This is a genomic window from Hwanghaeella sp. LZ110 (assembly GCF_048892525.1).
GTDB lineage: Bacteria > Pseudomonadota > Alphaproteobacteria > UBA8366 > Aestuariispiraceae > Pacificispira.
This window is the reverse complement of sequence record NZ_JBLZHT010000028.1, coordinates 1-852: the sequence shown is the minus strand read 5'-3', so window position 1 is coordinate 852 and position 852 is coordinate 1. Positions and strand designations below refer to the sequence as shown.

Annotated in this window: 1 protein-coding gene; it reads right to left on the bottom strand. The window is 60.0% G+C overall.

Annotated features, from left to right (window positions below; genetic code table 11):
* Positions 1 to 13 precede the first annotated feature (13 nt).
* A protein-coding gene (locus ACOSDM_RS20050) for an IS5 family transposase (RefSeq protein WP_420726309.1) occupies positions 14 to 774 on the bottom strand; the annotation gives its coding sequence in 2 pieces (ribosomal slippage) (positions 14 to 451 and positions 454 to 774; 759 coding nt in all).
* Positions 775 to 852: the final 78 nt, after the last annotated feature.

Genomic DNA, 852 nt, shown 5'->3' with positions numbered 1-852 from the left:
CTAGGCTCAGGACTCATAACCAATAAATGACCGTCGCGGCGATAGCGATTGTGCTGAGGAAAGCGTGAGCGCATCTGTCGTATCGCGTGGCGACGCGCCGCCAGTCCTTGAGGCGTCCAAATAGTCGTTCGATAAGGTTTCTCTGCTTGTAGAGCGCCTGATCATACTGGATGGGTTTCTTTCGTCCGGCTCTTCCTGGGATGCAGGGTTCGATCCCCTGCCCGATGAGCGCCTCCCTGAACCAGTTGCTGTCATATCCTTTGTCGGCGATGAGCGCGTCCGCCGGCGGCAAGGCGGGCAAGAGCGTCGCCGCGCCCCGGTAGTCGCTGACCTGGCCTTCGGTCAGGAGTAGGGCGATGGGCCGACCGAGCGCATCCGATACGGCGTGAAGCTTGGAGGTCAACCCGCCCTTCGTCCGTCCGATACGCCTGGGTAGAGCCCCTTTTTGAGCAGGCTCGCCGCCGTACGATGCGCCTTGAGGTGTGTTGCATCGATCATCACCGTCTCGGTCGCGTCCCCTGCCGCCGCCAATTCGGAGAAGATCCGGTCGAAGACCCCGGCCCGGCTCCACCGGATGAACCGATTATAGAGCGTCTTATGCGGCCCATAGACCGACGGCGCATCACGCCACATCAGGCCGCCCTTCAGCACATGGATGATCCCGCTGATCACACGGCGATCATCGACGCGCGGCACACCGCGAACCTTGTTGGGAAGCAGCGGACGAAGACGCTCGAATTGTGAATCCGATAGCCAAAAGTGATGAGTGCTCATCAGAACCTCCTTGTTCATGGAAGGTCTGAATCAGATTTGCAGCGCCAAGGGAACCCAGTTTATGGGTCCTGAGCCTAG